Annotated in this window: 24 protein-coding genes and 1 pseudogene; 10 read left to right on the top strand and 15 right to left on the bottom strand. The window is 70.4% G+C overall.

Going from position 1 to position 26,198, the window contains the following annotated elements; translation table 11 throughout:
• Positions 1–283 precede the first annotated feature (283 nt).
• A protein-coding gene (locus N8I87_RS43365; protein WP_263217378.1) for an IS3 family transposase occupies positions 284–1,500 on the top strand; the annotation gives its coding sequence in 2 pieces (ribosomal slippage) (positions 284–536 and positions 536–1,500; 1,218 coding nt in all).
• A 137-nt stretch (positions 1,501–1,637) separates the two neighbouring features.
• Here the strand turns inward: N8I87_RS43365 and N8I87_RS43360 are convergent.
• Positions 1,638–2,120 carry an SRPBCC family protein gene (locus N8I87_RS43360; RefSeq protein ID WP_263217377.1) on the bottom strand — a complete coding sequence of 161 codons (483 nt, stop codon included), beginning with the start codon at positions 2,118–2,120 and terminating at the stop codon, positions 1,638–1,640.
• Between the two features lie 63 nt (positions 2,121–2,183).
• Here N8I87_RS43360 and N8I87_RS43355 point away from each other — a divergent pair, with 63 nt between their 5' ends.
• The 3 genes and pseudogenes from N8I87_RS43355 to N8I87_RS44695 all read left to right on the top strand — a co-directional run.
• Positions 2,184–2,813, top strand: a complete 630-nt coding sequence (locus N8I87_RS43355; RefSeq protein ID WP_263217376.1) for a TetR/AcrR family transcriptional regulator — start codon at positions 2,184–2,186, stop codon at positions 2,811–2,813.
• Positions 2,814–3,204: 391 nt separating this feature from the next.
• On the top strand, positions 3,205–3,627 hold the full coding sequence (locus tag N8I87_RS43350) for a hypothetical protein (RefSeq protein WP_263217374.1): 423 nt from the start codon (positions 3,205–3,207) through the stop codon (positions 3,625–3,627).
• Positions 3,628–3,647: 20 nt separating this feature from the next.
• Positions 3,648–3,890, top strand: a pseudogene (locus N8I87_RS44695) (diguanylate cyclase); the annotation flags it as partial.
• 60 nt (positions 3,891–3,950) lie between these two features.
• Here the strand turns inward: N8I87_RS44695 and N8I87_RS43340 are convergent.
• Positions 3,951–5,927: a trypsin-like serine peptidase gene (locus N8I87_RS43340; protein ID WP_263217372.1), complete on the bottom strand. Its 1,977-nt coding sequence runs from the start codon at positions 5,925–5,927 to the stop codon at positions 3,951–3,953.
• Positions 5,928–6,069: 142 nt separating this feature from the next.
• Between N8I87_RS43340 and N8I87_RS43335 the strand changes: the two genes are divergently transcribed.
• The 4 genes from N8I87_RS43335 to N8I87_RS43320 all read left to right on the top strand — a co-directional run bounded on the left by N8I87_RS43335 (position 6,070) and on the right by N8I87_RS43320 (position 9,017).
• Entirely contained in the window at positions 6,070–6,954 is an 885-nt protein-coding gene (locus N8I87_RS43335; RefSeq protein WP_263217370.1) for a hypothetical protein, read from the top strand.
• 395 nt (positions 6,955–7,349) lie between these two features.
• Complete coding sequence (locus N8I87_RS43330; protein WP_263217369.1) at positions 7,350–7,556, top strand: DUF397 domain-containing protein; 207 nt, start codon at positions 7,350–7,352, stop codon at positions 7,554–7,556.
• Between the two features lie 101 nt (positions 7,557–7,657).
• Positions 7,658–8,233 (top strand): transposase, encoded by a 576-nt coding sequence (locus N8I87_RS43325; RefSeq protein WP_263217368.1) that lies wholly within the window; start codon positions 7,658–7,660, stop codon positions 8,231–8,233.
• A complete protein-coding gene (locus N8I87_RS43320; RefSeq protein WP_263217367.1) occupies positions 8,160–9,017 on the top strand; it encodes a hypothetical protein in 858 nt (285 codons plus the stop codon). The genes N8I87_RS43325 and N8I87_RS43320 overlap by 74 nt, the downstream gene beginning before the upstream one ends.
• Here the strand turns inward: N8I87_RS43320 and N8I87_RS43315 are convergent.
• Positions 8,903–9,277 (bottom strand): PIN domain-containing protein, encoded by a 375-nt coding sequence (locus N8I87_RS43315; RefSeq protein WP_263217366.1) that lies wholly within the window; start codon positions 9,275–9,277, stop codon positions 8,903–8,905. The two genes, N8I87_RS43320 and N8I87_RS43315, sit on opposite strands and share 115 nt — an antisense overlap.
• Positions 9,274–9,648 carry a ribbon-helix-helix protein gene (locus tag N8I87_RS43310; RefSeq protein WP_491743953.1) on the bottom strand — a complete coding sequence of 125 codons (375 nt, stop codon included), beginning with the start codon at positions 9,646–9,648 and terminating at the stop codon, positions 9,274–9,276. Before N8I87_RS43310 ends, N8I87_RS43315 begins: the two co-directional genes overlap by 4 nt.
• A 206-nt stretch (positions 9,649–9,854) precedes the next feature.
• Between N8I87_RS43310 and N8I87_RS43305 the strand changes: the two genes are divergently transcribed.
• Positions 9,855–10,991, top strand: coding sequence for an MBL fold metallo-hydrolase (locus N8I87_RS43305; protein WP_263217362.1), 1,137 nt, complete (start codon positions 9,855–9,857; stop codon positions 10,989–10,991).
• A 335-nt stretch (positions 10,992–11,326) separates the two neighbouring features.
• On the opposite strand, the gene N8I87_RS43300 is transcribed toward N8I87_RS43305, so the two are convergent.
• From N8I87_RS43300 to N8I87_RS43250, 11 genes are all read right to left on the bottom strand, one after another.
• Entirely contained in the window at positions 11,327–12,124 is a 798-nt protein-coding gene (locus N8I87_RS43300) for an ABC transporter permease (RefSeq protein WP_263217361.1), read from the bottom strand.
• Positions 12,125–12,132: 8 nt separating this feature from the next.
• Positions 12,133–12,900: an ABC transporter permease gene (locus N8I87_RS43295; RefSeq protein ID WP_263217360.1), complete on the bottom strand. Its 768-nt coding sequence runs from the start codon at positions 12,898–12,900 to the stop codon at positions 12,133–12,135.
• Positions 12,897–13,850 carry an ABC transporter ATP-binding protein gene (locus tag N8I87_RS43290; protein ID WP_263217357.1) on the bottom strand — a complete coding sequence of 318 codons (954 nt, stop codon included), beginning with the start codon at positions 13,848–13,850 and terminating at the stop codon, positions 12,897–12,899. The genes N8I87_RS43295 and N8I87_RS43290 overlap by 4 nt, the downstream gene beginning before the upstream one ends.
• Complete coding sequence (locus N8I87_RS43285; RefSeq protein WP_263217354.1) at positions 13,847–14,908, bottom strand: nucleotidyltransferase family protein; 1,062 nt, start codon at positions 14,906–14,908, stop codon at positions 13,847–13,849. Before N8I87_RS43285 ends, N8I87_RS43290 begins: the two co-directional genes overlap by 4 nt.
• 12 nt (positions 14,909–14,920) lie before the next feature.
• Positions 14,921–15,760: a hypothetical protein gene (locus N8I87_RS43280; RefSeq protein WP_263217353.1), complete on the bottom strand. Its 840-nt coding sequence runs from the start codon at positions 15,758–15,760 to the stop codon at positions 14,921–14,923.
• A complete protein-coding gene (locus N8I87_RS43275) occupies positions 15,757–16,944 on the bottom strand; it encodes a M16 family metallopeptidase (RefSeq protein ID WP_263217352.1) in 1,188 nt (395 codons plus the stop codon). The genes N8I87_RS43280 and N8I87_RS43275 overlap by 4 nt, the downstream gene beginning before the upstream one ends.
• 26 nt (positions 16,945–16,970) lie before the next feature.
• Positions 16,971–19,160 carry a hypothetical protein gene (locus N8I87_RS43270; RefSeq protein ID WP_263217350.1) on the bottom strand — a complete coding sequence of 730 codons (2,190 nt, stop codon included), beginning with the start codon at positions 19,158–19,160 and terminating at the stop codon, positions 16,971–16,973.
• Positions 19,157–20,410 carry an aminotransferase class III-fold pyridoxal phosphate-dependent enzyme gene (locus tag N8I87_RS43265; RefSeq protein ID WP_263217349.1) on the bottom strand — a complete coding sequence of 418 codons (1,254 nt, stop codon included), beginning with the start codon at positions 20,408–20,410 and terminating at the stop codon, positions 19,157–19,159. The genes N8I87_RS43270 and N8I87_RS43265 overlap by 4 nt, the downstream gene beginning before the upstream one ends.
• A gap of 31 nt (positions 20,411–20,441) precedes the next feature.
• Entirely contained in the window at positions 20,442–21,431 is a 990-nt protein-coding gene (locus N8I87_RS43260; RefSeq protein ID WP_263217348.1) for a cupin domain-containing protein, read from the bottom strand.
• A 54-nt stretch (positions 21,432–21,485) separates the two neighbouring features.
• Entirely contained in the window at positions 21,486–22,985 is a 1,500-nt protein-coding gene (gene ahcY / locus N8I87_RS43255) for an adenosylhomocysteinase (protein WP_263217346.1), read from the bottom strand.
• Positions 22,986–23,459: 474 nt separating this feature from the next.
• Entirely contained in the window at positions 23,460–25,037 is a 1,578-nt protein-coding gene (locus tag N8I87_RS43250) for a helix-turn-helix domain-containing protein (protein ID WP_263217345.1), read from the bottom strand.
• Positions 25,038–25,220: 183 nt separating this feature from the next.
• Between N8I87_RS43250 and N8I87_RS43245 the strand changes: the two genes are divergently transcribed.
• A complete protein-coding gene (locus tag N8I87_RS43245) occupies positions 25,221–25,886 on the top strand; it encodes a guanylate kinase (protein WP_263217344.1) in 666 nt (221 codons plus the stop codon).
• Positions 25,887–26,198 lie beyond the last annotated feature (312 nt).

Below are 26,198 nucleotides of genomic sequence, written 5' to 3'. Positions count from 1 at the left end.
CTCTGATCCACAACTCTTGACAATAGCTCCGCCGCAGCCTGGTTACCTGCAAGGGCGAGCGCCTGGCGTTCCTGTGAGACACCCGCCGCGGTCCAAGCACCCCAAACGCGGGCGACGGCAGAAGAAGGCGCTACGACGCGGGGCGCGGGCGAGCCTGGCCTGCGTCCCGTGCGGGAACCGGACCTACGCTGGCCGCTCGACTCCTGACAGCGCGGCCTGAGGTATCACCCGTGGTGTGGACACTCTGACAATGGATCTTGTAGATCCGAGGAAGGGTGTCCTGGTGGGACGTAAGTCTCCGTATCCGGCGGAGTTCAGGAACGACGCGGTGGCCCTGTACCGGGCGGCGGGCGGAAAACGCACCTACGCGGCGGTCGCTGCCGACGTCGGTGTGACCGGCGAGACGCTGCGCAGTTGGGTGCGCCAGGCCGACGAGTTGGCCGGCCGCAGCACGCGCAGTGAGGAGCCTGCCGAGGGCCGGGACGAGGAACTGGCCCGGCTGCGGGCGGAGAACAGCCGGCTGCGCAAGGCCGAGAAGGTATGGGAACTCGAGCGCGAGATCCTGCGCCGGGCAGCCCAGTATTTCGCCGCGGAGATGAGGGCATGACCGGCCGCTGGGACTTCATCTCCGCCCACCGCGCCGACTTCGGCGTGAAGCGGCTGTGCCGGGTGCTCAAGGTCTCGCGGTCCGGCTTCTACTGGCACCTGGCCTCGGCCGGGACCAGGGCGGCCCGGCAGCAGTCCGAGGAGGAACTCGTCAGCGAGATACGCGAGATACACGCCGGTCACAAGAGCACCTACGGGGTGCGGCGCGTCCATGCCGAGCTCCGCGGTTTCGGGCACACCGTCAACTGCAAACGCGTCGAGCGCCTCATGCGCAAGCATGGCGTCCAGGGCCGTCACCTGCGGCGCCGTAAACGCACCACGGTCCCGGACCGGCTCGCCCCGCCGGCTCCGAACCTCGTTCAACGCGACTTCCACGCTGGGCAGTTGAACGAGAAGTGGTGCGGCGACATCACATACGTGCAGGTTGGCGGTGCGTGGCTGTATCTCGCCTGCGTGATCGACATCTGCTCACGCCGGGTACTCGGCTACTCGATGGCCTCACACATGCGCACCAAGCTCGTCATCGACGCGCTGACAATGGCCGTGACGACCCACGGCGGCAGCGTGGACGGGGTGATCTTTCATGCGGACAGGAGCGCGCAGTACACGGCGGCGGCGTTCGCGCAGGTCTGCGGCGGATTCGGGATCCGCAGGAGCATGGGCCGGGTCGGCTCGAGTCTCGACAACGCCCTCGCCGAGAGTTTCTGGCAGGGACTCAAGAGAGAGACGATGCACAACCGGCGCTTCGTAACGACGCGCCAAGCGAGGCTGGAGATCTTCCAGTGGCTCACGTACTACAACGCACGCAGGCGCCATAGCGCCCTCAACTACCTGTCGCCCGTGGAGTTCGAACAGCAGCACCTACGAGCAGCTAAACTCGCAACCGCGGCATGAGCCCCTGTGTCCACACTCCGGGCGGACGCCTCCCCCCAGTAACAACCCCCGGCCCACGGACGCATCACTCCCGTCCAGGAGAAACCCGTGTCAACCCTCTGAAGTGCGGTCCGGACATGAGCGCGCGTGCCCGGTGCTCAGCGCATGAGGCCGCGCAGCAGCCGTACGTAGCGGCTCCAGTGAGCCGGGCGGGTCACCGCGCCCGAACAGGCGAGTTCGGCGCGGTCCAGGCTGTCCTCCAGGCAGGCGTCATGGAGGGGGCGGAAGACGAGCGGCCAGGTGAGGCGCGCCGGGCCGCGGACGGTCATGGCAAGGGTGTGGCGCAGCAGCGTGTGCTCCTCGTCGACGGCCAGAGCGGCGTACTCGTGGAATCCATGGAAGTCGCGCGGCCCGCTGAAGGTGAAGCGCACCCATTGCGAGGGGACATGCGCGGCGACGGTGTAGCGGACCGGGCCGTGCCCGCCGACCGCCCCGGCCGCCAGGGGGCGGTCGAACGCCATCGACGGCCAGCTGCCCTGCGGCCACAGCTTGTCGTCACTGCTCGCCAGGGTGTCTATCAGCGCTCCCACCTCGCTTCGCTTCGCAGCCAGCAGGCGTTCGTGCACGTTGTAGACGCCCATGCGTCCTCCTCGGATTCTTTTTAGAGATGTATCTCTAATATTATGGAGAGTACTCTCCAGTTCATGGCACGACCACCCCGCTTCGATGTGAAGCAGCTCCTCGACGCCGCCGTACGACTGGCCGCCGCAGGGGGCCCGGCCGCGGTGACAATGTCCGCGGTCGCCACAGAGGTGGGCGCCCCGAGCGGTTCCGTCTACCACCGGTTGGCCGGACGGGCCACGCTGCTCGCCGAGGTGTGGCTGCGGACCGTAGAGAGCTTCCAGGAGGGCTACTTCAGGGCCCTCGAAGCAGGTACCGACGCACGGCAGGCGGGGTGTGCGGCGGCACGCCATGTCGTCGCCTGGAGCCGCGCCCACCCGCAGGAGGCCGCTCTCCTCCTCTACGGCGCCGAGGACTTCGGGCGCGCCGACTGGCCCGAGGAACATCGCCAGCGGGCGGACCGCGGCAACCAGCGCGTACGCGCCTCCCTCGCCTCCCTCGCCACCGCCCTGGGCGCCGAAGGCCAGCAGGCCACCGAGCGAGTCACGCTCGCCGTGGTCGACCTGCCCCTCTCACTGGTCCGCCGCCACCTCCGGGCCGGCGACCCCCTCCCCGCTCATGCCGAGAACCTCGCCGAGGAGTGCACCGCCGCACTGCTCGGCTCGCTCCCCACGGCGTCGGCGTCTGCGCCAACAGCCCCAACCACAAACTGAAGAACCGCTCCCACAGCCATCTCCCAGTGCAAGCGCCGTTACTCCGCCTGCCTCCTGCTGCACACCCTGGAAGCAGTGCCCGCCGGACTTCCCCGGTTCCCACCGCTGCGACGGCGGTGCCTTCGAGTTACTCGGCCTCGCGCCGCCTTTGCACCACCACCGGCGCTCGGCGCGTGCCCGTACGTGTCAAGGCCCCATGCACTCGACAGGGTAGTGAGACCCCCCAACCTCACGCGGGCGCACCACACCGGACCGTGGAGTGCCCCACTCCCCTCCATCCAGGCCCGGTCGACCGCATCCGGTCTGCCTCCCTCCGGGGAGATACTGCCGCATGCGATTGCCGAAGCCGTGACGTGACGGGCGCGCGGTCGGCAGGGAGGGGAAAACGATCATGCAGACCAACGGCTTGCAGTTAGTCCGGGCCTTCACCGCAGTTACGGGCGGAGGCACCCAGGACACAAGCCCGAACGAGGTCGCCGGGATCCAGCAGGCGAACTTCGACCTCATCATCGAAGGGGAAGCGGGGGACGCCGTCGGAGACGCGGAGATGGCATACACGTTGTACCTCAGTGCGGCGTCAACGTCGGGCGGTGTCACGGCGTTCGCGCGGCAACGGCTGGCGGAGAGGGTGGCCGATGGCAGCTTCGGGTGGTCCGCCACCCCCACAAAGAACGACGGCTACCTGCTGCGCCGCGTCATCACCGTGAACGCCAGCGACTTCCCCGAGGGAGACGTGTACCAATTCACGATCACCCTCAAGACCAAGAACGGCATCCTCGACACAACGAAGAGCAACGACTTCGCGACGATCTGAGCTGACAAAGGCAGCCGCCCCTGCGCCCGCTCACCAGGCGCGGGGCGGCCGTTCGCGTCTGCCGCCAGTTCGAAGCAGCCCCAAGGACCCCTCTGGCCGGTCTGCTGCGCCGCGACGCCTATCCGGCCCGCCACGGCGACGACACGAACGTGGTCCTGGTCGACGCCGACCACTTCAAGGCCATCAACGACCGCCTCGGGCGCGCGGCCGGTGACGTCGTCCTTGCCGCGCTCGGCGCCCGGCTCACCGCCTTTGCGGGCCCGCTCGCGCCCGTCGGCCGGCGCACGGGGTGTTCCGTGGCCGGCCGGGCGGGTTCGGTGGGTTCAGGAGGTTGGGGCGACGAGCATGTGCTCGGTTCCGAGGTGGTTGGTGCCGGTGTCGGTGTAGATCGTGGTCTCGCCGTCGGACCAGCGGATGACGAGGTCGTCGGTGCGGTTGTTGCCGGTGTAGTCCCCGGTGGTCATGGCCGCGTCGTGGGTCCAGGTCTTGTTGGGGTTCAGGATGCGCTGCTCGGTGCCGAGGCCCGACGTGGTCGTACCGACGTAGTTGTCGAGCTCGCCGTCGGTCCAGCGCACCATGAGGTCCCACTTCTGGTTGCCGGAGAACTCGCCGCTGGTGAGGAGTGTGGCGTCCTTCCAGGTGTCGTTGGGCGACTTGAGCTTGTGTTCCTGGCCGAAGGTGCCGGCGCTGACGTCGGTGTAGAGGGTCAGCTCGCCGTCGACCCAGCGGACGATCAGGTCGGTGACGTACTGGGAGGCGTTGAAGCGGCCCGCCGCGATCTGGATCGCGTTCTTCCAGGTGTCGTTGGGTTTGATCATCTGGGTGCCCGCCCAGTTCAGGCCCTTGGAGCCGACGTCGCCGTAGAGGGTGACCTCGCCGTCGGACCAGCGCACGAGCAGGTCGAACTGGTTGGAGCCGGTGAAGTCGCCGGCGGTGACGGTCGCCGCGTGGGTCCATGTGCCGTTGGCGGCCAGCAGTTGCCGTTCGGTGTCGTATCCGCCGTGTCCGTTGCCGGGGTAGAGCGTGACCTCGCCGTCGGTCCAGACCACGATCATGTCGCTGTGGCCGGTCTGGCGGAAGTCGCCCGAAGCCAGCAGCTTGGCGTGCTGCCAGGTGGGCGCCGTGCCGGGCAGCCATGGGTCCGTCGACGGCTGGTAGGGCGGCTTGTCACTCGGCTTCCGGTGGGCGGCGGCGTCGTTGAACAGGTCCTGGGCGTCCTTGCCGTAGACCGGCGCGTACGTCACCCAGTCGTCGTTGGCGTCGTTGCCGCCGCCGTTGTATCCGCCCGTGTTGCCGATGACCTTGCCGGTGCCGGTGGTGCTGTTGTAGTCCTCGATCCACGGGCCGCCGGAGACACCGCCGTAGAAGCCCTTGCAGGTCATGCGCATCTGCCGGAAGCCCGGCAGCTGGGAGGTGCTGACGGGACAGCGGACCGGCTCGTGCTTGGGGTTGACGCTGTCGGTGCTGGGATACCCGATGACGGTGACCTTGTGGGTGTAGCTGGTGGTGGGCGTGAACGTCAGAGCTCCCGTCACGTCCTCCACCTTGCCCCGGCTGTTGGAGCCGACCTGGGCAAAGGCCAGGTCGAGGTCGGAGGTGGGCGCCTTGGTGTTCTTCCTGTAACGCGGGTCCAAGTACACCTGGGCGACCGGGAAGACGCCGTGCGGCTGGTCGGCGGCGGACTTGCCGCTGCGGTACTGGGGTACGAAGATGCCGTGTCTGGCCCCGCTCAGGCCGACTCCGCAGTGTCCGGCGGTCAGCACGATGTCCTTGGCGGCCGTGTGCACGACGCTGCCCGTGCAGTACGTGCTCGGGCCGCCCAGCGGCGTGCCGTCGAAGAAGAACGTCCCCACCATCGGGTGGCCGCCGAAGTGCTCGGGATCGGGCGTGCCGGACGGCGGTGGCCGGTGCGCGGCGGCCGCGCCGGTCAGGCTGTGCCGTGCGGCTCCGGCCGGAGCCGGGGCCATAGTGGCGTCGACCGGGACCGCGTCGTCCATGCGGTCAGCCGTCCAGTACTTCTCCTCCTCACTGAGGCTCGGGCCGTCCGCGGGGGTGGGTGAGGTGGTCGGTTCGGCGGGCTGCGTGGACGGTGCCGACGGGGAGGGCGAGGCGGTCGGCTCGACGGCCCCCGCGACCGTCGACGACGCCGAGGGGGCCGGCAACTGCGAGGTCCCCTGGGTCTTTGTGGCGGAAGCCGACGGCAGTGGCGTGCCGGTCGCGGCGGACGCCGGGCAGGTGGCGAGTATGCCCGCGCACAGGCCGAGCGCGAGGGCCGGAATCCATCTGTATCTGGAACGCAACGAGGAGTCTTTCCATCTTGGAGGAGGCCGAACGGCATGCGATACCGAACTCCCCGGAATCACACGGCAGTTCGACATGGAGGTCGGTAGCATACTACCGAGTAATTCTTGACATATCGTTAAATATTAGACAGGCGAGGCGATGCACCGACTCCGTACAGCGACCTGGGCGGCGCTCCCGCTTCTGCTGCCCCTCCTGGCGGCCGGGCCGGCCTCGGCCTCCTCGTCGTCGCCGACGCTGCCCCTGCGCAGTGTCCGGTCGGTGCATCCCGGCGACACCCTGACGGCCATCGCCAAGGACGGACAGGCCGCGTACGGCGACATCGTCCACTCATCCGTGTTCATCGCGGCAGGCAAGCTGCGCATGATGGACCCGCTGCTGACCACCACCGTCACCATCGCCTGCGACGCCCGCCCCGGCACCTATCCGGTCGTGCTGTACGGCGCCAACGCCGAGGGCCCGGCGGGTCATCCGGCTCCATGGGCGCGGGTGCAGGTCGAACCGGCCGACGAGGACGCACGCCGCGCGTGCCGCGACAAGGTCAAGAACATGCCCCCGCCGGACCGCGAGGAACGCTGGGCGGCCAACGACACGTGGCCCCAGTCGGAGTGGGACGTACGGACCTTCCGGGCCGGCAGCCGCATCACGATCACCGACAACGACGACGAGGGCAAGGACGGGTACATCACCCTCACTTCGCGTGCCTTCACCGACCGGCCCACCCTGCGCGGCGCCAAAGCCGTCCTGACCGCCACGACCACCCTCAAGTGCGACGCCACGCCCGGGCTCTACGTCGTCTACCGGCACGACGTCGGCCAGGACGGCCCTGACAGAGCGTGGGCCCGGCTGCGCGTCTCCCCCGCCCCACGAGCGGGCGCCTGCTCCACACAGGCGGCACCCCCCACCTCCCGGTCGTCCCGGACCGCGCTGGTGGCCTGGAGCGTGGGCGGCGTGCTCCTCGCCTCAGCAGTGGGTGCGGCGCTTCTTCTACGGGCCCGGTCCCGCCGCCGCCTGAACTCCGCCTGAAGGCAGCGCGGTACGAGAAGGGGCAAAGGGAGGAAGCCGCCGACGGCTACCGCACAGCGGAACCGGGACCACTCGTCCACGCATCCGCGGCGCGCCCTGACACGGGGGCGGTACCAGAGGCATGGGATGGATGACACAGCGGGCTGGTGGGGCTGGGGTGCAGGTGTGGGACGAGATTTGGTGTTGGCCGCACGGCGCTCGGTGTGACGGGTTAACCTCTCAGCGCTGCACGGGGTTTCTGCCGTTGGAGCTCGTGTGGCGAGAGTGTTTGTGTGGGGAGCATGAGGTCCCGCAGCAGGTACGCTCACACCTACTCGAAGCCGACAAATCGGTCCTTTCGTTGTGAGTGGCCGGTGCACGGTGCCGCGCGGCGGCTGTGAGAGTTAGGCGCGTGCATGGGTCCTTCGTGGTCGTGGCGGAAGTCTTCCTACAGCGACATGCAAGGCGATCAGTGTGTCGAGGTGGCATGGACCGGGCGTGATGTCCTGGTCCACGATACGAAGGACGCGTCCAGGAGACGACTGGCATTTGGGGCCCGGTCGTGGGGACTCTTCCTGTCGGCCGCGCCTGACGGACGGGCACACGGTACTGCCGGCGGGTGAGCTTGACTCTGTCGGGGATCTTGGAGTTTCCCGGTGCGTCGGCCTGATCGGTGGGCATGCTCGGGGTGTTCTGAGAGCCCATGCAGTTGTCGAGGTGTCTGTTGTCGCTCCGTTCTCGTTCCGGTGAGCAAGTCCCGCTTCTGACCGCGCAGATCGCGCGGGCGAACAACCCGGGTGGTACGGCGGCGATGTGGGTGAGAGACCGCCTGGACGGGCTGTGGCGTGACGAGGACTTCGTCGACTGGTATCCGCGGGACGGGCGTCCGGGTCTCTCGCCTGCCCAGCTGGCCACCGTCTGTGTGCTGCAGTTCGTGCTCGGTCTGTCGGACCGGCAGGCCGCCGAGGCGGTGCGCTGCCGCATCGACTTCAAGTACGCGATGGCCATGGAGCTGGACGATCCTGGCTTCCATCACAGTGTGCTGGCCGACTTCCGCGGCCGTCTCACCGAGGGCAAGCGCGCCGACCGCCTCCTCGATCTCGCACTGGCCCGCCTCAAGGAGGCCGGTCTGGTGCGGGAGCGCACCACTGCGGGAGCGCACCACACAGCGCACCGACTCCACCCATGTCCTAGCCGCGGTCCGCGACCTGACCCGGCTGGAGACGGTGACCGAGGCGGTTCGTGCCGCGCTGGAGGAAGTGGCCGGCACCGCCCCGCACCTGCTGGACGAACTGGTTGACGAGGACTGGGGGCGCCGCTACGGCCGCCCGGTCCGCCTGGGCAAGAACCCCACCAAGCCCAAGACCAGGATTCTCGCCACCGGTGACGACGCCGTCCGGCTCCTGGAACACCTCTACCGGCACGGAGCGGACCGTGCGTCGGGCCCTCGTGTCCAGGCCCTGCGCCAGATCATCGTGCAGAACTATCACCGCGACGCCGCGGGCCGCCTGCGCCGGCGCACCGCCGAGACCGAAGACGGACCCGGGCTACCGCCTTCGTCCCGGGCGATCGTCTCCCCCTACGACACCTCGGCCCGCTACGCCCGCCATGGGCACATCATCAGCTGGAAGGGGTTCTCCGCCCATCTGACGGAGACGTGCGCTCCTGACGGCCCCAACGTGATCACGGACGTGGCCACCACCGCGTCCACCACCCACGACAGCAAGGTCCTTCCCGGCATCCACACCCGCCTGCACCACCGCGGCCTGCTGCCCGCCGAGCATCTGGTCGACAGCGGCTACGCCTCCCTGCCCCACCTGGAACAAGCCGCACGTGACCACCAGGTCACCGTCTCCGGGCCGCTCCGGGGCAACCCCACCGCATCAGGCGCCGATCGGGCAGGGTGGTCAGGCGCCGCCGGCGGCTGCAATCACGTAGTCGGTCTGGCGGCAGACTCGCCGGCCGAAGGTCAGGTGGGGTTCAGCGGAGTGATGCCGGTGCCCGTATACAGCTCGGGCTCCAGCGACAGCACCGTGAGTGGTTCCCCCGCCTTCACCGCCTGCCAGGCGATCGCCGCCGCGTGAGCAACCGGCCAGTCCACGTTTCTCCAGTCCATGGCGTCCACTGCGTGGGCTGCGGTGAACGGCACGTATTCCGCGAACCGCAGGGACGCCGCGTGCTTGCCTGCGCCAGCGATCTGCCGCTCGGCAGCCAGCGTGGACAGCGATGGGATGATGACCCGGCCGGTGCCGCGCGAGGCCTCGACGTAGAGGCCGGTGAAAAAGGGATCCGCACGGTACAAGGCGGCCAGAGCTGTATGGTCCAGGACGGCCGTCAGGTTCATGCGGCGGCGCCGCCCTGATGGGCGCGGATCTTCGCCCAGGCGTCCTGGCCGGCCCGCTGGACCTGCTCGGTGTACTCGATGCCGAGTTCGCGGGCGGCCTCAGCAGCCCGCTGCTCCCGCTCGGCTTCTGTGAGTTCGCGGGCGGCGAGCTCTTCCAGTAGCTCTGTGATGGTGGTGCCGCGCTCGGCAGCGAGGATGCGCAGCCGATCACGCACTTCCTCGCTCGTCTTGATGCTCGTCGGCTTGCTCATGGAACTGATTCTACCGCCGGTAGAATATCGTGGGGTGGCGAATTCGAGATCGAGACTGAGCGCTTCGGTCGGCACGTGAGCATCGGATTGGCACCGTGAGCGCGAGGACCCCGGCCGCATCTCCCCAGGGGCACCACGCGTGGTGCGGCGTACGCTCGTCGGCAGGGGACTCGTGATCGCCACCGTTGACGTGGGCGGCAGGGCCCAGCGAGGACGGTCGGCCTGCAGCGTCCACCCTCACCCATCACTCCTCGGGCACCTCGTGCTCGTCGCCTGCCTCTCGCGGCCCGGGCGAGCCGGACCCGGACGAGACCGCGGGAGGATCCATGACCGCGCTCGGTGACCTCATCGAGATCGACGACCAGACCGTGCTGGTCCTCGGGCAGGAACTGCATGTCGAACACGACCAGCCGGACGTCGCCAACGCCCTCCTGCACCGGGTCGGTGACACCCTGGTGATTGTCGACACCGGCGCCACGGAGGCCTTCCGTGTGGCACTGCGGGAGGCGGCCGACCGGCTCGGGTACTGGTCCCGGGCACTGGTGCTGACCACGCACGGCCATCCAGACCACGTCGGCAACAACGACCTGGCCGACGAGCTGGGTGTACCGGTCGAGCACTACGTCCCCGCCCTTGACCTCGACCAGATGCGGAACCCGGCGCTGTACTGGGTGCGGTCCTTCGACCGCATCGCGGGGCTGGCGCCGCTTCCCGCGCCGCCCGCTCTGGCCGGGAACAAGGTGGTGTCGCTCTTCCAGCCCTTGCGGCCCTTCGGCGCGACGACCCGCACCTACGAGGAGCGAGCCGATCCGAATCCGCTGGAGCGGATTCGGATCGGCTCGCTCCGGTTCACCGGCTGGACCTTCGCCGACGGCGCGGTCCGCGTGCTGCGCAGCCAGGGCCACTGCGCCGGGCATGTGATCATGCACCTGAGCGACTGCGGCGTCCTTCACCTGTCCGACGAGGGCAACGGACCCTGCGGTGCGATGGTCGATGCCGACCAGCTCAAGATCCAGACCGCGCTCGGCGCCGTCTCCCTGCTCTTCGAAGAGGGAGACGCAGCATTCCTCACCGACGGACACACCTTCACCGTGCGCCGCGGCGCTGAGGTGGTGTCCCACCAGGACGGGCTACTGGAACAGGCCACCGCCCTGCAGGCGGCGGCACTCAGGCTGACCAGGGAGAGCAGGCAGGTCCGGCCGAGCGCCTTCACCAGCCGCTACGCGGAAACCATCCCCGATCTGGGATGCGGGGGCGCCAACCCGAATGCGATGTTCACCGCCATGATGGCGGTCAACCAGCTCCGCGAGCTCGGGCTACAGCCGGAATCCGCAAGCGCCGACGCGCCCTGGTCCCGGCCCACCCTGCGAAACCCCGACCCCACGGAACCTGGCCCAGGAGTACCAACGCGAGCCACAGACGGCCCGAGCTCGACGCACGCCGGATCTGACCCCTTCGACTGAGCATCCCAAGTGGCGAGCGCCGCCGCTTTGGGAGGTTGTGACCCCGCTTCCGTGATGGCTACGGCTGGAGGAGCATGCGGGCCACACCGCTCCCTCCACCTCTTGGTATTACCCCAGACCAGGGCGTCCCCCGCTCCCCCCAGCTGGCCTGACAGCGGACCGACGGCCACAGCTGGCGGACCTCGGCTGCCGGTCTTCACTGACCCCGCGCCGCCCCAGCCAGGCATGGGACCGCTGGGCCCTGACGCACTTGGCGGAGCGTGGGAGTGTCTCGTCAGCGGCTGGACAGACCCCACCCTCGGATCGTCACGACGGCAGCCGGGACAGGGACGACCTCAAGATGAGAACTCGATCGTCCCCGCCCGTCGGCCCCGTACCAGCAGCGCGGTGAACGCCCAGTGCGCGCCGGCCAGCCAGAGCAGGCCGACACCGAGGCCGATGCCCGCATGCGCGGTCACGACCGCCAGGCCCCGCCCGTCGACCAGGGCGCGCAGCGCGGCGAGCAGGTGGGTGAGCGGCAGCGTGTCGGCGAACCACCGTACCCAGCGCGGCCAGTAGCCGACCGGCGCCTGAACCCCGCACACAGCCATCATGACCAGGTACGCGACGTTGGACACGACGTTGCGCACCCGACTGGTGTTGAGTACCAGCGCGGCCAGCAACAGGCCGACGAAGTACGTGGTGAGCGCCGTCAGCAGGACCAGGGCGACGGCAGGCAGGATCTGCCCCGGTTGCCACCGCAGGCCGAACACCGGGCCCAGCGCGAAGAGCGCGACCAGCGAGGTTCCGGTGCCGCTGACCGGCCACTGCAGGCTCCGGCCGACGAAGACCCAGGTGAGCCGTGTGCCCGAGGCGGCGAGCAGCCCCAGCGTGCCCGCGGCCCGCTCCCAGCTGGAGGAGGCCACGACCGAAAGGGACTCGATGACACAGGTCATCAGCGCGTTGCCGACCACCAGGTAGGTGGTGCCGTTCGAGCCGCCGACCAGGCGGCCCAGCATGCTGAAGAACGTCACCTGGGCCAGCATCCGGCCCAGCCAGCCGACCGTCCAGGTCTTCCAGGTGTAGATGGCCCGCAGGTCGGCGTAGGCGTTGGCCGCGCTGTAGCCGATGATCCGCAGTTGCTGGACGGACATGCTGGACCTCATACCTGGGAGAGGGTGCCGTGGCGGCGCACCGCGGTGAGAACCCGGCGGAGCAGTGCCAGGCCGAGCAGGCCGCCGGCCGCGCCGAGGAGGAGGATCGCGGTGAGTCGCGGCAGGACGGACGGGAGCGGTGTCGGCGCCAGGCTGTCCCGCAGCAGGTCCGAGGACCAGGACAGGAAGATGATCCTGGCCATGGGCCGCAGCCAGCCGGGGAAGTGGGAGACCGGCACGAGGACGCCGCTGAGCAGGTAGAACGGGTAGCTGAGTGTGTTCTGCACGGTCCGGGCGGACGGCATCAGGACGAACAGGGGCGACAGCACGGACGCGGTGGCGGCCGTGCTCGCCCCGGTGGCCAGCAGGCAGGCCAGTGCGGCGGCCGGATGCGGCAGGGCCAGCCAGCGACCGAAGACCAGCCCGGCCGTGAGCCAGGACTCGGCGAAGGCCACCAGTCCCACCGCGGTGATCGCGCTCAGCCGGCCGAGCACCACGACTCCGAGCGGGGCCGGGGTGGCCACCATGCCCTCCAGCGTGCCGAGTGCCCGCTCCTCGGCGATCAGTTCGCCCGCGGTGTACAGCGAGAGGAGCCAGAGGGACATCAGGGTGGGGGCCACGACCCCGTAGGCGGACAGGTCCGTGCGTCCGGAGCTCTCGCTGACGGCGAGGAAGACGATGGTGAGGAGCGGCGCCGTCAGACAGACCTGGAGTGTGTCGGGTGAGTTCCTGGCCAGCAGGAGCTGCCAGCGCACGGCCGTGACGAAGAGCCTCACGTGCGCACCGCCATGCCTCGGTCGCCGACGAGGTGAAGGTAGACCTCCTCCAGGGTGGGCCGACCGGTGGTGAGGTCGGTGATTCCGGCGTCGACCAGGTGCCGCAGCACCGCGCGGGTCGCCGCGGTGTCCTCGGTCTCAATCCGCAGCCGGTCCGGGCCGATCGCCCGGGTGGCGACGACGCCCGGTACGCGGCGGACGGCGACGGCGACCTCGTCGGTCGCCCCCTGCGCCTCCACCCGCTCGTAGCGTGTGACGAGCTCGCCGATCTCCGCGGGCGCCTTGGTGGCGATGACCCGGCCGTGGTCCACGAGTGAGACCCGGTCGCAGACCGCCGCGGCCTCGGCCATGTCGTGTGTGGTCAGCAGCACGGTGCGCCGGTCCTGGCGAAGCTCGCCGATCAGGGCGCGGAAGTCATGTGCGGCGACCGGGTCCATCCCGACCGTGGGCTCGTCGAGGATGAGCACGGGCGGATCGGCGACGAGTCCCCGGGCCAGGTGCAGGCGCTGTTTCATGCCCCGGGACAGGGCGTCGACGCGGTCACCGGCCCGCTCGGTGAGGCCCATCCGTTCCAGGAGCGCGTCCGAGCGCCGGCGCAGAGCGGTGCCGTGCAGGCCGTAGAGCGCCGCCCAGAACCGGATGTTCTCCCGCACCGTCAGCCGGCCGTACAGACCGCGCTCGCCGCCGAAGACGATGCCGATGGACCGCTTGACGCGTTGGGCGTCCCGGACCACGTCCAGTCCCATCACCTCGGCGGTGCCCGAGGTGGGCAGCAGGATGGTGGACAGGATGCGGCACAGGGTCGTCTTCCCTGCGCCGTTCGGTCCCAACAGGCCGTAGACCTCGCCGGGTTCGACGGTCAGCTCCACCTCACGCAGCGCGTGGACCGGGGCGCCTTTCCGGCCGCCGCCGTACTGTCGGGCCAGGGCGCGGGTGCGTACCGCGGTCATGCCGGTTCCTCCGTGATCCGATCGAGCTCGCGCAGTGCGGCCTCGTATCGGTCGCGCTCCACGATCTCGCCCGTGACCAGCAGGTAGTCGCCCACAGGTGTCAGGAGCAGCGCGTCGGCCCCGAACCGGTGGACGCGGGCGAGCGGCCAGTGGGCGTGGTCGTCGTGGCGGCGCAGCTGCATGCCGTACAGGGGGCGGCCGTCGTCCAGGGCCGCGGTGGCTCCGGTCGGCGGGGACGGGGCCGCCGGGGCGGTGGCGCGGCGTTCCCGCTCCGCGGCGGCCGTCGTCTCGAGTGCCTCGGCGAGCGGGGCGAGCACGCCCAGCGGGACCAGTCGGCCGGCGAACTCCAGCAGCTCCGTCAGCTCGGGGGCCAGGTGGTACTCGGCCACGGTGGCCACGAGTTCGGTAATGCTCGGCCGATCGAACCGGCCGAGCTGGTGGATGTCCAGGGCGTCCCGCGGATGGAAGGGGCGCTGGAACCGCTCCTCGGCCAGGGCCAGCAGATTGGCCGTCAGCGGATCGTCCGGCATGGCGGTCCTGATCGGCACGGCTTCGAAGTCTCCGACCAGCGCGGCGGTGGCGACCTCGAAGCGCAGGTGCGGATCGAGCAGCGGATCCTCGGCCGGGCGGCTCAGTGTCACCACCACATGGCGGGTCGGCGCGCCCAGCACTGAGACGCCCACGTGCTCCGGCCGCTCGGCCAGCAGCAGCCGGACCACCCGCCACAGCGTCTCCTCGTCGGCGGTGACCAGATCCAGGTCACCCTGCGGGCGCAGCACGTCCTCGGGATAACTCCGGGCCAGCAGCGGCCCCTTCAGGACCTGGAGGGGCTCCTCGGCGGCGACGCGGGCGAGTGCAGCCCGGTAGTAGTCCGCGCGCCGCCGCGCGCGGTCGAGTTCGCCCCGGGCGGCGGTGCTCATCGGTACGCCGTCCCGGGCAAGGACGGAGAGCACCAGGTACGGGAGCGTGTAGTGCCGTTTGCGGGCCTCGAAGAGCAGGTGGCCGGGGCCATTCTCCTCGGGCACGTCCAGTACGTCGTACAGCAGGGCCAGGTCCATATCAGGCGCCGTTCATCGTGAGGGGTGGAGCGACCGTCGCCAGAAGACGTGGTCGAGGTTCCAGCCCTGGGTGAGCAGTGCGGCCACGATGCGGTCGCCGTGATCCGCGGCGGACTGCGCCGAGGGGTGGACGACGTGGCCGAGCAGGGGGAGGTCGAGGCGGTGGGCGTGGGCGAGGGCTGCCGAGGTGAGCGCGGCGGCCACGGCGCCACGGCGGGGCCTGTCCGCGAGCTCGACCAGGATGTCGACCAGTTCCACGGCCCGCCGGCCGGTGACCTCGTCCTGTGCGGCGCACAGCAGGGTGGCATGGCCGACCGCGGTGCCGCCCAGCCGCGCCAGGTAGGAGAAGCGGTCGGGATCGCTCAGGCACTCCCGGGCGAGCGGGACGGCGGTGGCCGGGTCGGCGGTATGACCGTGGTCGGCGCTGCCGTCGACCATGGCCCGGGCCAGCCATTCAGTGATCCGGTCCTCGTCCTGGGCCGTCTCGGCGGGGCTGACCGTGACGCCGGGGACGGCCGGGGCACCGGAAGCGGCGTCGGCCGAGTCGGCCGGGTGGATCACGTAGCTGATGGTGCGCTGCCAGGGGTCATCCAGCCGGACGGTCCCCGGCGCGCGGACGACCACGGCCGCCACCGCGGGTTCCAGGGCGCGGGCCTGCTCGACGAGCCGCGTCAGCCAGGCCAGGTCGGTCAGCAGTTCCTCGTCGCAGTACTCGACGAGAAGCCGGCGCTCGTTCGACAGCGGGTCTTCGTGTACGCCGACGACGTACCGGTGGCCCCGGGCCTGCTCCACCAGTCCGGCGGCGGCGGCTTCGGCGAGGTAGCGCTCGCAGGCGGGCGCGGCGGTCTTCACCTGGCCTCCGGGCGGACGACGGTGACGGGATCCGTCAGCAGCTCGGCGGCGGCCCGCCGCACGTCGGTGGCGGACACGGCGGCGATCTCGGCCAGCTCCCGGTTGATGTCCCAGCGGGCCGGGTGGCGCAGGGCGCGGGAGGCGAGGAGCCGGGCGTGCTCCAGCGGCGTCTCCGTGTCCAGGATCAGGCTCGTCCTGGCGTGCCTCAGCGCCGCCAGCAGATGGTGGTCGGTCGGTCCTTCGTCCGCCAGCCGGGACAGTTCGCGGGTGACGATGTCCACCGCCTTGGGACCGTTCCCGCTCTCCACACCGATCATCACCCGCCAGGCTCCGGCTTCGGTGTAGCCGCGGTCCCATGCCTGGAACGAGTAGGCCAGACCGGCCGCGATCCGCAGCTCCTGGTACAGCACCGAGTAGGCGCTGCCGCCGAGCAGGTTGGCCAGCACGGCGTACCGGTGGCGGTTGGTGTCGGCCAGGCCCTGCGAGCGGCCGCCGACGGCCACCCAGCCGAACGTGTCGGGCCAGGCCGGCCGGCCGGCGCGGACCGCGCCGAGCGGCACCGGGGCGGGTGGTGCGAGGGCGGCACGGCGTTCCGTCGGCAGGCCCGCGAGTGGCCGTGGCAGCCTGGGCCCGATCACGGCCAGTGCCATGGGGGCGGTCACGAACCGTTCGCGGTGGCCTCGTACGACCGTGTCGAGATCGAGAGCGGTGATCTCGGGCACGGTTCCGCCGACCGGACGGCCGAGGGGGTGGTCGGCGAAGATCGCGCCGAGGAACGCGTCCTGGACGACGTCCGCGGGGTCGGCCTCGGCGGCGGCGAGTTCCTGCAGCACCGCCGAGCGCTCGGCGTCCAGTGTGCCCGGATCCAGAGCGGGGCTGAGGAGGCTGCGCAACAGGAGCCCGGCGACCTCGTCCGCGTCCTCGGCGGCGACCTGGGCGTAGAAGAGCATGTGTTCCAGGCCGGTCTCGGCGTTGGCGCTGCCGCCCAGGCTCTCGATGTGCTGGACGAGCGGCCCGACGTCACCGACGGGGGCCGACATCAGCAGGTGTTCGAGGACATGGGCCAGGCCGCCGTGGCCGGTGGGATCGTGGCGTGCTCCGTACGCCACGGCGAGGCAGATGCTCGTCGTCCGCAGCCGTTCGTCGAGCGCGTGGACCAGATGTATCTGATCGGTGGAGGTCATCGGGTTCCTTGGGTATGGGGTGGGAGTCAGGCCACCGAGCGGTGAAGTTCCTGTTCGGCCAGCTCCCCGAGTCGCTCGGCGAGCGCCGCGGGGGGCGCGTCCGTTGCCTGTGCGAGGTCCTGCCGGGTGAGCGCGGCGCGGGTGGCGAAGCGAGCACAGAAGTGGGCGTCCACCAGTCGGCCGGCGGCGAGCAGCGCGCGGGCGTCGGCAAGGGTCCGGTGGTCGCACGCGGGTGAGGCCGCCGCCTCCCGCAGCCTCTCCCGCACCTGGGCCTCGCCGGTCTCCGCCACCTGCCATGCCTCGCGCAGCACCTCCCACAGGTCTGGCCGACCGATCGTCCGAAGGTCCGCGGGGACCCACTTGGGCCTCTGGAACCGTGCCGGCCGGGCGGCCAGCGCCGCCACGGCCAGTTCGAAGGCGGCCGTTCGGACCGCCTCCCAGCCCGGTCGGCCGTGGGCCCCCGGTCCCCGCACCAGGTGCAGCACCCGGTCCAGTCGACCGGCCAGCAGTGCGGGTGGCACCGACTGCCGTGCGGCACGGTCGGCCAGCCGGCCCGCCCGGCCCTGTTCGTCCAGCAGGGGCAGGCCGCCGAACCGCGCGGCGAGCGCGAGCCGGCGCAGCACGGCGGGAAAGGCGTCTGCCGGGTGCGTCGACGGATCCAGGGCGGCGGTCAGGGACTCGGCCGCGTCGAGCGAGACGTATTCGATGCGCACCTCGATGCCGTCCGTCACCTGGCGCACGTCCTGCGGCCGGCCCCGGTCGTCCGTCACCGGCTCGCTGCCGTGCACGACAAGCAGGTTGAGATCGGAGTCGGGGCATGCGCGATTGCGCCCCACCGAGCCGGTGACCAGCACCGCGACGGTGCCTGGGACGCGCCCGAGCCGGTCGGTGAGCCCCCTGGCCACGTCGATCCGCCGTACGCTCTCGGCGGAGCCCGGGAAGTCGTCGGCCTCGCACGGCCGGCCGTTGCGCAGGACGCGGGCCGCTGGTTCCGGCGCGAGGCCGTCGGTGAGGCTCGCCACCGCGCGCCGTCGGCCGGTCAGTTCGAGGAACGGATGCACCAGCGCCGTGGCGGGATCCGCGCCGGCCTCCCCCAACCGCCGCCCCGCGGAGGTCTGTTCCGGTGGGACGCCGAACCAGGTCAGCGCGTCGTGCATCACTTCGATCACGCCGTTGCTCAGGTGGACCCCGTTGTTGGTGCGCCGTACCGGCTCCCCGGCCCTGCCGCACAGCGGAAACAGCCCGACCAGGGCGTCACCGCGCAGGCTGCCCGGAAGCGCCCGGGCGGGGTCGGTGATGCCGCAGAACTCCTGACGCATGCGTTTCCAGGGCAGCGGCTGCTTGCCCGCGGCGGACACCAGGACCGCCACCACGCTGATCTCCGGCTGCTCCAGTTGCGCGAGCACCCCGGGCATGTGGGGATTCATCACGATGACCGGCTCGCCCTCGTTGAAGCCGGGGTCCTGCAGGACGTTGACGAAGAGGCAGTCGCCGATCTCGTTGGGGCCGTCGATCGCGCCGCTGTCCAGTCCGCGCAGCTCGGCGGAGGCGGTGCTCCACTTCTCCAGCCGTTCCGCGGTGATCCTTCCGTCGGCGAGCAGCCGGTAGGCGGGTACGACTTCGAGGTCCTGCGGGCGTGCGCCGAACCGGGCTGTGAACTCGGGTCGGTCGTAGACCCGCAGGAGCGCGATTCGCTCCTCCGCGGTGAGCGACCCGCGCCGCGCCAGCTCGGTGTGCGGACGGTAGTGCGCCATCGCCACCCCGCTGTCGGCGATCTCCCGTCCCGACAGCACTGTGGCCCGCTCGGCACGGTAGCCGCATTCGGCCAGCCGGTCCGCCAGCTCGCGCAGGGTCTCGGCGGTGACCACCATGTCCGGTTTGAACAGGAGGACGCCGTCTGCCCCCGGCCGGTCAGACGCCGCGTCGGGGTGCCGCCAGTGGCCGCTGAGCAGGACGGATTCCAGCCCTGGGGAGGCACACGCGTCGGCGTCCGGTACCCGGCGCAGGCTGCGGCGGAGCGTGGCCGCCGCCCACCAGGTCGCGTCGCACGGCAGCCGGGCGGGGACGGCCAGCGCCAGATCGGGGCCGCTTCCGTCGAACTGGACCACTGTTTCGGCCGGGCCCGTCGCGGTCACGCGGAGAGCATCGGCCGAGTCGGAGATCCAGTGCAGCAGGCGCCCGTGATCCAGCCCGCCCGAGATCGTGAGCCGGGTCACGATCCGACCAGCTCCTCCTGCGTGCGCACCATCGCACGTCCCGCACAGGCCAGGAACTCCTCGATGACGTCGTCGCCGTGGGCGGCCGACACGAACCAGTTGTGCGTCGGATGCACGAAGCAGCCCTCGGCCACCAGATTGACCGCGAAGCGCCGCATCCACAGGTACTCGTCGTCGCCGTCCACCGTGACGTGGGGCATGGCGGCCGGCCCGGTCACCTGCAGCGGCACGCCGTGGAGTTCGCCGAGTGCGTGCAGTCCCGTCTGCAGCTTCTCGCCGCTTGCCCGCATCCGGCCGATGGCGTCTTCCTTCCGCATCGTCCGCAGGTTGGCGATCGCGCCCGCCATCGCCGAGCCCGCGTTCCAGAAGGTGCCGGCCGCGAAGACGTTGCCGGCCGCTTCGCGCAGCGCCTCGGTGCCGGTGACGGCGGCGATGGGCCAGCCGTTGGCGAGCGCCTTGGAGAAACAGACCAGGTCCGGGCGGTAGCCGAACACCGCGTGCGAGCCGCGCAGGTCGAGGCGGAACCCGGCCCGGACGTCGTCCGAGATCAGCAGGGTCCCGGCCCGGTCGCAGTGCTCGCGCAGGGCGCGCAGCCAGGCCGGGTCCGGCAGGACGGCCGCTCCGGGGATCGGGTGGTGGAAGGGGGTGATGGCCACGGCGGCCAGCTCGGGCCCGTGGGTGGCGAAGACCCGGTTCAGGTCGTCGATGTCGTTCCACCGCATCGTGACGACCGTGTGGGAGTCGGACGGCTGACGGCCGGCGCCGGGGTTGCACCAGGCGCACCAGCCGTGCGAGCCGTGATAGGCGCCGTCCACGCACGCCACCAGGCTGCGTCCGGTGTGGGCCCGGGCGGTGAGCAGGGCGATCCAGGTCGCGTCCGAACCGCTCTTGCCCCAGGCCGCCCAGGCGGCGCCGTCCACCGTGTCCACCAGGAGTTCGGCCAGCTCGACCGAGCGGGCGGTCGCCTGGCTCAGGCACTCACCGAGCCGGACCTCCTCGATGACGGCCTGGTCGACCTCCTGGCACGCGTAGCCGTTGACCATGGTGCCGTAGCCGCACATGAAGTCGAGGTACCAGGTGCCGTCGACGTCCCGCAGCCGTGCGCCCTCTCCGCGTTCGGCGAACCAGGGGTACCGATCCGGGTCCAGGACGGAGGGGAACTTGTTGTGGCCCCAGACGCCGCCGGGGATCACCCGCTCGGCGCGGCTGAGCAGCTGGCGGGAAACGGTGAACCGGTCGGGCGTGCTCATGAAGACTCCTCGGAGACGGTGATCGGGGCGGTCAGCCGCTGATGTAGGGGCGCAGCACTTCGAACGCCGCGGGGAACTGTCCGGCTATCTGCTCGGCCCGGGCGATGGCCTGGTCCCGGAAGTCGAAGCCGGGTGCGACCATCTCGCTGATCAGCCCGTGTCCGGCCCCGTCGACGAGCCGGCTGGTCTTCCACCAGCCGCCCGGGCAGGTGAAGGTCAGCACCTGTCCGGCCGCCAGGTCGTCGCCCATCGTCACCTCGTGCACCTCGCCGTCGGGGGCGAGCAGCAGGTAGCGGATGGGACCGCCCGAGTTCAGGAAATGCGTGATGTGCGCGGTGTTGAGGTGCAGATGGCCGACCGGAGAGTCCTGGTCGAGCAGGTAGTGGATGGTGTTGGCGGTCGGACGCGGTCCTCGTGAGGTGTGGACCGACGTCGCGGACTCGTAGTACTGGCGGTAGTAGCCGCCCTCGACGTGGCTGGTGAGCTTCAGCGCGTCCCGCACGGTCGGCGTCCCGCCGGGGTCGGCGGGCGCCACGGTGCGGTCGGCGGGCTGCGCATCGAGGTCTGCCGGGAGTCCGGGCGGCTCCTGCGCCGGGTCCGCGGTCGACCGGTCGAATTCGGCACCCGGTACGACGGCCTCGCTCCAGAGGCCCAGTTCACCGGCCGTGAGCTCGACGGCGAACCAGTGGCCGCCGGGCACGGTGTGCTGGAACGGCTCGCCCGAACCGGGAGACAGGCCGAGGGGGCGGGCGGACACCCGGCCCGACTCGTCACCGAGCCACAGCCGCAGTCCAGCGGCCGTCCCGTGCGGCGGATGGCGGAACAGGACGGTGTCGGCCGGCCTGCGCCGCCAGCCGGTGCGCAAAGCGCTCGCGTGCAGCATGCGGGTGCGAAAGGCCATCGCCCGTTCGGCCAGCCCACGGCCGTCGTAGGAGTCATGGCCACGAACCGGCCCCAGCCACCCTTCGCCGGGAGTGGCGACAAGGCCGAGGAGTGCGGCCGGATCATCGGTGTGCGACATGTTCCTCGGTCCTGGGAGAGCGTCGGAAGGGGGCGAATGCCAGGCGGCGGTCCGTCAGTAGCGGTACGACGCGGGCTTGTACGGCCCCTCCACCGGCACGCGGAGGTAGGAAGCCTGGCGGGCGGTGAGCGAGGTGAGCTCGACGCCCAGCGCGTCCAGGTGGAGCCGGGCGACCGTCTCGTCGAGTTGCTTGGGCAGGGTGTGCAGTCCGATCGGATAGCGGTCCTCCCCGCGGTACAGCTCCAGTTGAGCCAGCACCTGGTTGGCGAACGAGCTGGACATGACGAAGCTCGGGTGACCGGTGGCGTTACCCAGGTTGAGCAGACGTCCCTCCGACAGCACGATGAGCGAGCGGCCGTCGGACCGCATCCACTCGTCGACCTGAGGCCTGACCGTCTGCCGCTGGATTCCCGGTACTTCGGCGAGCCCGGCGAGGTCGATCTCGCCCTCCGCGTGTCCCATGTTGCCCACGACGGCCTGGTGCTTCATCCGGACGAGATGCTCGGCCGTGACGACCTGAGGGCATCCCGTCGCCGTGACGACAATGTCGGCGATTTCGACCACGGAGTCCAGCGCGGCGACCTGATAACCGTCCATGGCAGCCTGGAGCGCGCAGATCGGGTCGATTTCGGTGACGATGACGCGGGCGCCCTGTCCGCGCAATGCGGCGGCACATCCCTTGCCCACGTCCCCGTAACCGCAGACCACGGCGGTCTTTCCGCCGATCAGGACGTCGGTGGCCCGATTGATTCCGTCCACCAGGGAATGTCGGCAGCCGTAGATGTTGTCGAACTTGGACTTGGTCACCGAGTCATTGACGCTGACCACGGGGAAGAGGAGCGAACCGGAGTCCACCAGACTGCGCACGTGGTGGGCACCGGTGGTGGTCTCCTCGGTGACTCCGCGCACGCGCGCCGCGAGGCCGCTCCAGTAGCCGGGGACGTCACGCCTGGCCACGAGCAGCCGCAGCAGCCCGGCTTCCAGCTCGTCGTCGTCCGGGCCGGCGACGGGCGGAGTGCCGGTCCGTTCGCTCTCGGCACCTCGGTGCAGCAACCGGGTGCAGCACGCCGCGTCGTCGAGAAGCATGTTGGGGCCGTCGCCGTCCGGCCAGCTCAGCGCCTGATCGACGCACCACCAGAACTCGTCCGGGCTCTGGCCCTTCCAGGCGAACACGCAGACTCCGGGCTGGTCGCCACCCGGGCCCGCGGCCACCGCGGCGGCCGCGGCGTCCTGGGTCGACAGCACGTTGGAGCCCGCCCAGCGGATCTGGGCACCGAGCTCGACCAGCGTCTCGATCAGCACCGCCGTCTGCACGGTCATGTGGAGGGTGCCGGTGATCCGGGCACCGGCCAGCGGAGCGCTCCCGGCGTAACGAGCGCGCAGCGCCATCAGGGCCGGCATCTCATGCTCCGCCAGGCGTATCTCCCTACGGCCCTGCGCCGCGAGCGAGAGGTCTCGCACCCGGAAGTCCCGGTCCGTACGGCGGTCGTTGCGCGCGGTGTGCGGGTTCCGGGCGGAGGCCGGCCCCGCACTCGGGGTGGCAAGAGAGGTCATGGCCAGCCGTCCCTTCGTCTGCGGTCTTACCTGAAGCATCGTTTTCACGGGAGTGGCCGCTCAAGGGTTTTCCCGTTTCCCAGTCGAACGGGAAACCCATCGGCCGAAAACGAGGCACAAAGCCTTCACCGGCACTGGTCGGGCAACACTTCGGGATGCCGGGCCAGTAATTCCACCGCTGTGCGGCCCGGGTGATCCGTTGCCTGGTTTCCTTCTCTCAGAAACCTCTTGTCCGCCAGGATTCCCGTCGGCAAGGCTCTGAGTCAGGAGAACGCCGCCCGGAAAGTTCCGGGGAATCCGGCGGATCTCTCACCCGGAAAGGAGGTGTTCAAAGATGCGTAACCACAAGGTGGGTCTCCGCCCGCGTCTGGACAAGGTCAAGGTCGGTCGCTGACCTGGCTGACGGTGTGTGCCACGGACGCTCGAACGTCCGTGGCGCACACCTTTTTGGCTGTCCCGCTCCGGCCGTCGCGGTCAGCAGGTGCCGACCGGCTCTTTCCCCGAGCCGAGGCGAGCCCTGCCGAGCGGTTCGGCCGCGCGGCAGCTGCCGTACCGCAGCAGGCTCAGGATCTCGGCAACGTCCGAGAGTTCGACGGACAGGGCGTCCATGTTGAGGCGGCCGGCGTGCGCGATGGCGAAGTGCAGGTTCAGTTCCTCGGCCTGACACCACTGCCAGGCGTGCTCCAGGGTCGGGAAGTTGCCCGACCTGGCCAGGGCCTCGTCGCGTTCGACGCTCAGCAGGGTGCGCAGCGCCTCCTGCGCGGTCCGCCCGTACCACTCCAGGAGCCGGCGGGAACCGGCGTCGCACTGCTGCTGGTCCGCGGTGGCCAGCTCTGCCGCGTAAGCCCGCAAAAGGCAGTGCACGCGGTAGCGGCCCTGGCTGGGCTGCTCCACCAGGTGCAGCTGGTAGAGGGCGTCGAGTCGGCGCCAGGCGGTCGCCTCGTCCGTGTCCAGCAGGACAGCGGCCGCCGCCAGCGAAACGCCGGTCGCGGCGTGCCTGCCGAGCAGCCGGAAAGCGTGGGCGAACTCGTTGTCCAGAGTCCGGAACGACTGCTCGAACGCCGCCCGGATCGAAGCCCCCTCGTCGTTGCCGGCGGACAACAGGTCGAGGCCGGCATCGTCGCCGGCGAACGCGATGCCCTGGTCTCCTGCCAGGATGTTCTCGGCGGCTATCCGCAGCGCCAACGGCAGGTGTCCGCAGCGTCCCACCACCTCGGCCACGGTCACTGGGCTCACGCCCGGCTGCCGCTGCCCCGTCACCTGACGCAACAGCTCACAGGACTCGTCCGTGGACAACGGCTGCAGGGTGACCCGGGCGGCCCCGTTCCTGGCGACCAGGCCCGGCAGACGGTCCCGGCTGCCGACCAGCACCAGGCTGCCCGGCGCGCTGGGCAGCAGCGGACGGACCCGTTCGGCGGAGACAGCGTTGTCAAGCACTACGAGCACCCGGCGTTTCGCCAGCAAAGTGCGATAGAGCGCGGCCCGTTCGGCGGTCCCCCGCGGAATCTCCTCCGTCCTGACCCCCAGAGCCTGCAGGAAGCCCGCGAGCACCTGCCCGGAGTCCGCCGGAACGCCGCCGGGACACAGGTCGTAGAAGAGGCCCCCGCCGGAGAACCGCTCGGCGACGCGGTGCGCCCACTGGAGCATGAGGGCGGACTTCCCCACCCCTGCCATGCCGTCCACCACGATGATGGCCGCCGCCTCGCTGCCCTTGGTACGCAACCGGTCGAAAGCGGTGTCCAGCGCGGCCAGTTGAGCAGTGCGGCCGATGAAAGGGGCTGTGGCCATGGGCAGTTGGGCGGGCCGCTGGGGTTGCGCCCGTGGCGCACCCAGACCGGCCCGGTAGGCCAGCAGCAACTCGCCGCCGGCGCCGAGAACCTCGTCGCAGCCGCGTGCCAGCTGCGCGGAGGCGGGCTTCTCGCCGTTCTCCACTTTACTCAGATGACCCTTGCTGTAATGGACCAGATTCGCCAGTACCTGTAAGGACATTCTCTGGCCGGTCCGGTGGGCACGCAGTTTGCTGCCGAATAACGATGTGCCCTCGGTCGGCATGTGTTCCCGCAACGTGTCGTCTCCCGATCGTTTCCTACTACAGGAAACGGAAAATCATTGCCCGAGGTTCCAATTACGCTGGTGCCGCACGGTCCGCAGGCCCCGCCGGCTCGCTCCGAGCCGCCCAGGACAGGGGCCGGACCCTCAGTGCCACCGTCTCCGAGCCCGAGGTGATCCCCGCGCATGCCCATCGACGACACACCGTTCCTCACCGCGCCCTCGGGCCTGCTGTTCGTGCTCTCAGGCCCGTCAGGTACGGGCAAGACTTCGCTGGCCCAGGCCCTGGTCCAGGCCGACCCCGCACTGGGCCACGCCCGGTCGGTCACGACCCGCAAGCCGCGCCCCGGCGCGGGCGAGGAGCACTACGACCACGTGAGCCGTGACGAGTTCCTCAGGATGGTCGGGGACGGGGAGTTCGCCCAGTGGATCCATCCGTCCTACGACGAGTACTACGGAACACTCCGCACCCCGCTGGAGAAGGCTCTTGCCGCCGGGCAGGACCTGGTCCTCGACTACTGCCCCGAGGGGTACCTGAACCTCAAGCGCTGCTTCCCCGAGCAGACGGTCGGCGTCTTCGTGATGGCACCCAGTGTGGAACACATGGACCGGCGGCTGGCCGGTCGCGGAAGCGAGAACACCGAGGAGCGGGAGTTGCGGCACACGATGGCGCTGCGCGACTTCAACTTCGTCGACCAGCACGACTATCACGTCGTCAACGACGAGTTCGACCACGCGCTGGAGACTCTGCGTGCGATCCGCCGCGCCGAGAAGGCCCGGTTGCGCCGCCAGCGACCGGTGCTGGATGCCTACGCACGCTACGCCGAGCCGACGCTGCTGCGCTACTACTGACCGGCCGTTGACCACACCCGGGACACCTGCGGTCATCGGGCCAGGCCTCTGGCCTGGCCCGATGACGTACGAGGCGGAGGACTTCCGGGTCGGTGACGTGCTGTCGGTCGCCTGCCCCTTCACGCCAACCAGGGTCGAACGAGGCGTGAGGTGGCACGAGGTGTCGGTGCGGTGGCCGTGGTGGCGCATCGACACCGGCAGTGGGGTGCGCGGTCACCAGGCACCGCCACAGGAACCACAGGCCCGCCACCCACAGCGCCGTCATCGCCAGACAGGACATGCCCAGCTGGCCCACGCGCCGAGGCCGACCAG

Origin of the sequence: Streptomyces sp. HUAS 15-9, from assembly GCF_025642155.1 — a bacterium.
Taxonomy (GTDB): domain Bacteria; phylum Actinomycetota; class Actinomycetes; order Streptomycetales; family Streptomycetaceae; genus Streptomyces.
Note: the sequence above shows the minus strand (reverse complement) of the source record. Positions and strands in the feature narration are given on the sequence as shown.